The organism is Streptomyces spongiae (assembly GCF_009377185.1).
GTDB lineage: Bacteria > Actinomycetota > Actinomycetes > Streptomycetales > Streptomycetaceae > Streptomyces > Streptomyces spongiae.
On record NZ_VJZC01000515.1, the window covers coordinates 1 to 7,165 of the forward strand.

Here is a 7,165-nt window from a genome sequence, read left to right on the forward strand (position 1 = left end):
CGCCTCCCCCGCCGCCTCCGCGACCGGCGGCGCGGACTTCGCGGCCCCGCTGCGCGCACTCGCCGCCGCCGGGGCCGTCGCGGCAGCCGCGCTCGGGTGCGTCTGGTGGAACAGACAGCGCCGGAGGGAGGACCGGGATGGCTGACGTGTCCCTCGCTGACGACGAGTCTCCCGAGCCCCGGGTACACAACGAGGTGAACGGGGCCGTTCACGGGACGGTGATCCAGTCCGGGCGGACCGGCCGCGTGACCGTCAACAACTACTACACCTCACCGGCTCGGACACCAGAGGACGAGCGGGATGATCGGGATGATCGGGACGAACTCGCCGAAGCAGCCGACGAGCTCGCCGACGCGGTCAGGGACCGCTGGCAGCGCGAGGAGAAACGACGGAGGCTCACGGATCCGATACTGCTGCCCGTGCGCTGGACGACGGCGGCCGGGAACCCGATGGACCACTGGGAGAACATCTGCGGCACTCCCCGCGGACGGACGGCCGCCCCCCTGGCCCTGGACGGAGACCTGGAACACATCGCCGGGACCTACCGGAAGATCCCTTCCGGCCGTCTCGTGGTGCTGGGCGAAGCCGGCTCGGGAAAGACCGTCCTGGGCCTGCGGCTGGTGCTGGAGCTGCTGGAGACGCGCCCACCCGGCGCTCCCGTTCCGGAGATCTTCAGCCTGGGGTCGTGGGACCCCCGCGCCGACTCACTGGAGAACTGGCTGAGCAGCCGGCTGAGCCGTGACACGTCCGGCCTGGCCACGGTCACCGCCGACGGGAGGACGCTCGCCACCGCGCTGGTCGAGAAGGAACTGATCCTGCCCGTCCTGGACGGATTCGACGAGATCGCCGACAAACTCCGCGCCGCCGCACTGGAGCAGCTCTCCGAAACCACCATGCCGTTGGTCCTGACAAGCCGCACCGCCCAGTACCGCTCCGCGGTGAGGAACACCAGAGGCCTGAAGCGCGCCGCCGCGGTCGAACTGACCGCTCTCGGCCCGGACGACGCGAAGGACTATCTGGTACGCGGCAGCTCCAGGGACGTCACCCGCGCATGGGAGGACGTGTTGGCCAAGCTGCGTGACAGTCCCGATGACCCGGCCGGCGCCAACCTCCGCGACGTACTGGCCACGCCCCTGATGGTCGCCCTTGCCCTCGCCGTCCACGGCGAGGGCGCGGAGGCGGGCTCGGACTCGGACTCGGGCTCGGGCGACGACAGCAAGGAGGCCGAAAGCCAGGGCGCCGAAAGCCAGGACGCCGAAAGCCAGGGCGCCGGTCCGAAGCGCGGCCCGGAGACGCTCCTGGACACGCGCCTCTTCCGCACCCGGGACGACCTCGAGAAGCACCTGCTGAGCAGCTTCATCCCGTCGGTCTACCGGCGGCGACCCGGCGACCGGCACACCGCGGCTTCCCCGGCCTGGAGCCCGGAACAGGCTCAACGCTGGCTCGGATACCTCGCGGACCACCTGCGCCAAAGACACAGACCCGACCTGGAGTGGTGGAAGCTCGGCACCTCGATGAGCCTCGGGGCGCGCACTGCCGTGATCTCGTTCCTGGCAGGACTGTCCTTCATGCTCACCACCGCGATCGGAACCATTCCCGTGGACCTGATCGCCACGTCTCACGGACTCGGGTTCGCGATCCGGCGCGGCGTGGTCGTCGGCGTGCTGCACGGGCTCGTGGGCGGAGTGGCGTTCGGCTACATCTACCGGCTCGCCGACCGCAGTGACCTGCTGAAGCCATCTCCTGTCCGGGTCCGTCTGTTCGGCGGTCCCAGGCAGCTGGGCGCGCGGTTCTCCGCGAAGGTCGTGACCGGAAGCCTGGTCGCGTTCGGGGTCGCGCTCGCCATCCTGCTCGTCGACCGGCTCGTCGTACCGCCGCTCGGGCTCGACGACGGGCTCGGGGGCGGGCTCCTGTCCGCGGTCGTGTTCCCCCTCGAGATCGGGCTCGGGGCAGGGCTCGCACTCGGCCTCATGGCCTGGCTGGAAACCCCCATCGACGTGAAGACCTCCGTCAGCTGCGCCGACCTGCTGAGGTCGAACCGCACCAACGTGATCGCCCATCTCCTCGTCTGGGCGTTCGCGCTCGGACTCGTCGCGGGGCTGGTGGGCAGCTTCACCGAAACCCCTCTCCGCAGCCTCCAGCTCGGGCTCGCGTTCGGCATCCAGGGCGCGTTCGCCGCCGGGATCGGCTACGGGCTCTCGCTGACCGCCTGGTGCCAGTGGGTGGCCCTCGTCCGCATCTGGCTCCCCTTGACGGGACGCCTGCCCTGGAGGCTGGTCGCCTTCCTGGAGGACGCCTGCGAGCGCGGCGCGCTCCGCCGGGCAGGCGCCGTGTACCAGTTCCGCCATGCCCGCCTCCAGGATCACCTCAGCGGAACCCTCGGTGAGTAACAGGGGGTTGAACACGTCCGCCGCGCCCGGTGGACTGGCGGACCTGGGTCAACGGCAGCTGCGGTACGGCCTGTTCACGCCTGCCCGGGCCGTGACCCCGAAGGCCGCCCGGACGCTCAGCCGTCACCGAAGAGTTCCGCGCGGCGGATCCGCCAGCGCTCCATCAACCCGGCGTACTCCACCTCGACGAACTCGAAGAAGGCGAGCGTCTCCGCGATGCGGCGGCCGGCCGGAGTGGCCGCGCCGAGGTTGTCGACGCCCTCGCGCAGGGAGTCCTCCCAGCGTTTGATGACTCCGTCGCGGTTGGCCAGCACCTCGTACCACTGGTCGCTGTGCATGCGGTAGATGTCGCGGCGCGAGCCGGGTTCGCGCTCGCGCGAGACCATGTGCTGCTGCGAGAGGTAGCGCACCGCGCCGGAGACTGCGGCCGGGCTGATCTGCAACTGCTCACCGAGCTCGGCCGAGGACAGGCCCCCGGTGTCCGAGGCGAGCAGGGCCGCGAACACCCGCGCCGGCATCCGTGGCATCCCCGCCTCGACGAGCTGTGCGGCGAACCGCTCGACGAACCGGGAGACGGCCTCGGGGTCGCGGTCGGGCTGGGGGACGCCGTCGGGGCCCTGGCCCGGGGCGACGGCCGGGTTCCGGCCCGAACCGGAGCTCTGGCTCGCGTTCGGGTGCCCCTCAGATCGTCCCGCGTGCCCCGCGCTCACGTCCGTCCCGTCCGTCATCAGCTGATCGTCTCCCTGGCCTGTGTATCACCGTCGAGTCTATCCGTCGTTTATACGGTTCCTTAACTTCACAAATTTGTGAAAGTACCGTACGTTCAGAACCATGACGAATGCAATCACCGTCTCCGGACTGCACAAGTCGTTCGGGCGGACGCATGCGCTGGACGGCCTCGACCTGGACGTCGAGACCGGTGAGGTCCACGGGTTCCTCGGCCCGAACGGCGCCGGGAAGTCCACCACCATCCGCGTCCTGCTGGGCCTGCTGCGCGCCGACTCGGGCGCCGCGCAGGTGCTGGGCCGCGACCCCTGGGCGGACGCGGTGGACCTGCACCGCCGGGTCGCGTACGTCCCCGGGGACGTCACCCTGTGGCGCAACCTCTCCGGCGGCGAGGTCATCGACCTGTACGGGCGGCTGCGCGGCGGCCTGGACAAGGCCCGGCGGGCGGAGCTGATCGAGCGGTTCGAGCTGGACCCGACGAAGAAGGGACGGACGTACTCGAAGGGCAACCGTCAGAAGGTCGCCCTCGTCGCCGCCTTCGCCTCGGACGTCGACCTGCTCATCCTGGACGAGCCGACGTCCGGCCTGGACCCGCTGATGGAGGAGGTCTTCCAGGCTTGCGTCGAGGAGGAGCGCGACCGGGGCCGCACCATCCTGCTCTCGTCACACATCCTCAGCGAGGTCGAGGAACTGTGCGACCGCGTCAGCATCATCCGCAAGGGCCGCACGGTGGAGAGCGGCTCGCTGGCCGACCTGCGGCACCTGACCCGTACGAGCGTCACGGCCGAACTCGCGGGCCCGCCCAACGGGTTGTCGCACCTGCCGGGCGTGCACGACCTCGACGTCCAGGGACTGCGGGTGCGCCTCCAGGTCGACACGGACAAGCTCGACGCCGTGCTGCGCTCGTTCGCCGAGTCGGGCGTACGGTCGCTGACCTCGACCCCACCGACGCTGGAGGAGCTCTTCCTGCGGCACTACCAGGACGAGGCGCCGGCGGCCGAGGGTGCGCAGGGAGCGATGGCCCGATGACTGCCACGACCGCCACGTCCGCGTACGCGCCCCGCACCGGTGGCTCCCGCCAACTCGCCGGTACCGGAACCCTGTTGCGGTTCGCCCTGCGCCGGGACCGCGTGATGCTGCCGGTGTGGATCGCCGTGAACGCCCTGATGGTGCTGTCCATGCCGAACACACTCAAGGGCCTGTACGCCACCGCCGCCGAACGCGCCGACCTGATCCGGCAGATGGAGACCAACGCCTCGCTGCGCGCCCTGATCGGGCCGGTGTTCGACGACTCCGTCGGCGCTCTCACCGCCTGGCGCGTCGGCGTCTACGCCGCCGCGCTCGCGGCCGTCATGAGCCTGCTCGTCGTCGTCCGGCACACCCGGGACGAGGAGGAGAGCGGCTGCCAGGAGATGGTCTCGTCGGGGATGGTCGGCCGACGCGCCCCGCTGACGGCGGCGCTGCTCGCGGCCGCCGTCGCGAACGGCGTCCTCGCCCTGCTGATCACCGCCGGACTCGCGGGCCACGGCCAGGCCGGTGCCCTCGCCGTCGGCCTCGGTATCGCGGGCGTCGGCATGGTCTTCGCCACGATGGCGGCGATCGTCGCCCAGCTGACCGAGAGCGCACGGCTGGCACGCGGACTGACGGCCGCCGTGCTGGGAGCGGCGTTCGTGCTGCGGGCGGCCGGCGACTCGGCGACGGACGACGGCTCCTCCGTCCTCACCTGGCTGTCCCCGCTCGGCTGGCTGGAGAACCTCCGCGCCTTCGCGGACGAACGCTGGTGGGTGCTGCCGCTGTTCGCCGCGGCGATCCTGCTCCAGGGCGCGGTGGCGTACGAGCTGGCCGGGCGCCGGGACGTGGGCATGAGCTTCCTGCCGACGCGGCCGGGCCCGGCGGACGGCCGACTGAGGACGGCGGGCGCCCTGGCCTGGCGGCTGCAGCGCGGCAGCGTGCTGGGCTGGAGCATCGGCTTCTTCCTCGCCGGCGTCGTCTACGGCGGCCTGACCGAGGGCGCGGCCGACCTGGTCGGCGACAACGCGAACGCCCGCGAGATCTTCCAGCGGATGGGCGGCCAGTCCGGGCTGACGAACACGTTCCTCGCGGCGATGATCGGCATGCTGGGGCTGATCGCCGCGCTGTACGTCGTCGCCTCCGTACTGCGCCTGGCCGGCGAGGAGACGTCCGGGCGGGCGGAACCGGTCCTGGCGAACGCGGTGGGCCGCCTGCGCTGGTCCGCGGGCCACCTGGTCGTCGCCTTCGGCGGATCCGCACTGATCATGCTGCTGGCCGGCCTGGGCTTCGCCGTCGGCTACGGCAAGGAGACCGGGCCGATCCTCGGGGCCTGTCTCGTGCAACTGCCCGCGGTGTGGGTCATCGGCGGAGTGGCGGTACTGCTCCACGGCCTGGCCCCACGGGCGGCCATGGCCGCATGGGCGGTGGCCGGAGCGGTCCTGCTGATCGGCTGGATCGGCCCGGCACTGAACGTCCCGCAGACCGTCCTGGACCTCTCACCCTTCGGCCACCTCCCGAAACTGCCGGGCGGAGAGATGGAGTGGGGACCGGTACTGACCCTGACGGCCGTGGCTGCCGCCCTGGTGACAGCGGGCCTGGCAGCACTGAGGCGCAGAGACCTGGTGACGTGAGCGGGGGTGCCCTTTCAGCAGGGGGCGCCCAGGCTTTTCAGGGGCGCGGGGAACTGCGCGACCAGCCACAACGAACCCGCAGGTTCAAACGGCCCTCAGCACACCACGCCGCTGTCAAAGCTCAACACGCAGCCCTTCCAACCCCCGAATCACAAAGTTCGCCTTCCGCTTCGGCTCCTCCACAAGGCGCAACGTCGGGGCCCGCTCAAGCAACACGGACAAAGACGCACCCAGCTCGATACGGGCCAGCGGCGCGCCGATGCAGTAATGGATGCCCGCACTGAAGGAGATGTGCGGGTTGTCCGCCCGGGACAGATCCAGCTTCCCGGGATCGGCGAAGACGGACGGGTCATGGTTGGCGGAGCCGAAGAGCATGGCGATCTCCGCCCCACGCGGCACCGTCGTCCCGTCGATCTCGATCTCGTCCAGCACCCACCGCTCGAACAGCTGAAGCGGTGTGTCGTACCGCATCAGCTCCTCGACGGCGGAGGGAACCAGCGAGTGATCGGCCCGCAGTGCGGCGAGCTGCTCCGGGTGACGGAACAGCGCCCACCAGCCGTTCACCGTCGCGTTGACCGTCGCCTCGTGCCCCGCGTTCAGCAGCAGCACGCACGTGGAGATCATCTCCTGCTCGGTCAGCCGGTCGCCCTCGTCGTACGCCGCGATCAGCCCGGAGATCAGGTCCTCCCCCGGCTCCTCGCGCCTCGCCCCGATCAGCTCCCGCAGATACTCCGAGAACTCGACCGACGCCCGCACCGCCTTCCGCGCCGTCTCCTGGGACGGGTTCAGCTCGTACATCCCGCAGATGTCCGCCGACCACGGCCGCAGCTGCGCCCGGTCGGACTCCGGGATGCCCAGCATCTCGGCGATCACGGCGACCGGGAGCGGCTCGGCCACATCGGTCAGCAGGTCCCCGCCACCGGCCGCGACCAGCCCGTCCACCAGTTGCTCCGCCAGCCCGCGCACATACGGCCCCAGCCGCTCCACGGTCCGCGGTGTGAACGCCTTCGACACCAGCCGCCTGATCCGCGTGTGGTCCGGCGGCTCCAGATCGAGCATCCCGTGGTCATTCAGCGTGTGGAACGGTTCGTGCTCCGCCGGGGGCGCCGTCCGCCCGAAGTCCTCGTGAGTGAACCGGTGCTGGTAGGTCCGCCCCAGCCGCCGGTCCCGCAACAACGCGGAGACGTCCGCGTGGTGCGGCACCAGCCACTGGTCGGTGGGCTCGAAGTAGTGGACCCGGCCCAGCGCCCGCAGCTCGGCGTACGCGGGATACGGGTCGGCGACGAACCCGGGGTCCCACGGGTCGAAGGCGAGAACGGTGTCGGAACCGGCTGTCATGCGGGGACGCTAACCCGCCACGCCCTCGCCTGAACAGGGGTGTCCCGGCCGACAGCCCTGTTCCTACCC

The 7,165-nt window shown here is 71.0% G+C and carries 5 protein-coding genes; 3 read left to right on the top strand and 2 right to left on the bottom strand.

The features are described 5' to 3' along the window. Nucleotides 1-137: 137 nt before the first annotated feature. Nucleotides 138-2,390, top strand: coding sequence for an NACHT domain-containing protein (locus FNH08_RS40030; RefSeq protein ID WP_152776433.1), 2,253 nt, complete (start codon nucleotides 138-140; stop codon nucleotides 2,388-2,390). A 116-nt stretch (nucleotides 2,391-2,506) separates the two neighbouring features. Here the strand turns inward: FNH08_RS40030 and FNH08_RS40035 are convergent, their stop codons facing one another. Further along, entirely contained in the window at nucleotides 2,507-3,118 is a 612-nt protein-coding gene (locus tag FNH08_RS40035; RefSeq protein WP_152776434.1) for a GbsR/MarR family transcriptional regulator, read from the bottom strand. A gap of 103 nt (nucleotides 3,119-3,221) precedes the next feature. Between FNH08_RS40035 and FNH08_RS40040 the strand changes: the two genes are divergently transcribed. Next, nucleotides 3,222-4,145 (top strand): ABC transporter ATP-binding protein, encoded by a 924-nt coding sequence (locus FNH08_RS40040; RefSeq protein WP_152776435.1) that lies wholly within the window; start codon nucleotides 3,222-3,224, stop codon nucleotides 4,143-4,145. Further along, on the top strand, nucleotides 4,142-5,758 hold the full coding sequence (locus tag FNH08_RS40045; RefSeq protein ID WP_152776436.1) for an ABC transporter permease: 1,617 nt from the start codon (nucleotides 4,142-4,144) through the stop codon (nucleotides 5,756-5,758). The genes FNH08_RS40040 and FNH08_RS40045 overlap by 4 nt, the downstream gene beginning before the upstream one ends. A gap of 114 nt (nucleotides 5,759-5,872) precedes the next feature. Here the strand turns inward: FNH08_RS40045 and FNH08_RS40050 are convergent, their stop codons facing one another. Beyond that, on the bottom strand, nucleotides 5,873-7,096 hold the full coding sequence (locus FNH08_RS40050) for a cytochrome P450 (RefSeq protein WP_152776437.1): 1,224 nt from the start codon (nucleotides 7,094-7,096) through the stop codon (nucleotides 5,873-5,875). Between the last annotated feature and the right edge of the window lie 69 nt (nucleotides 7,097-7,165).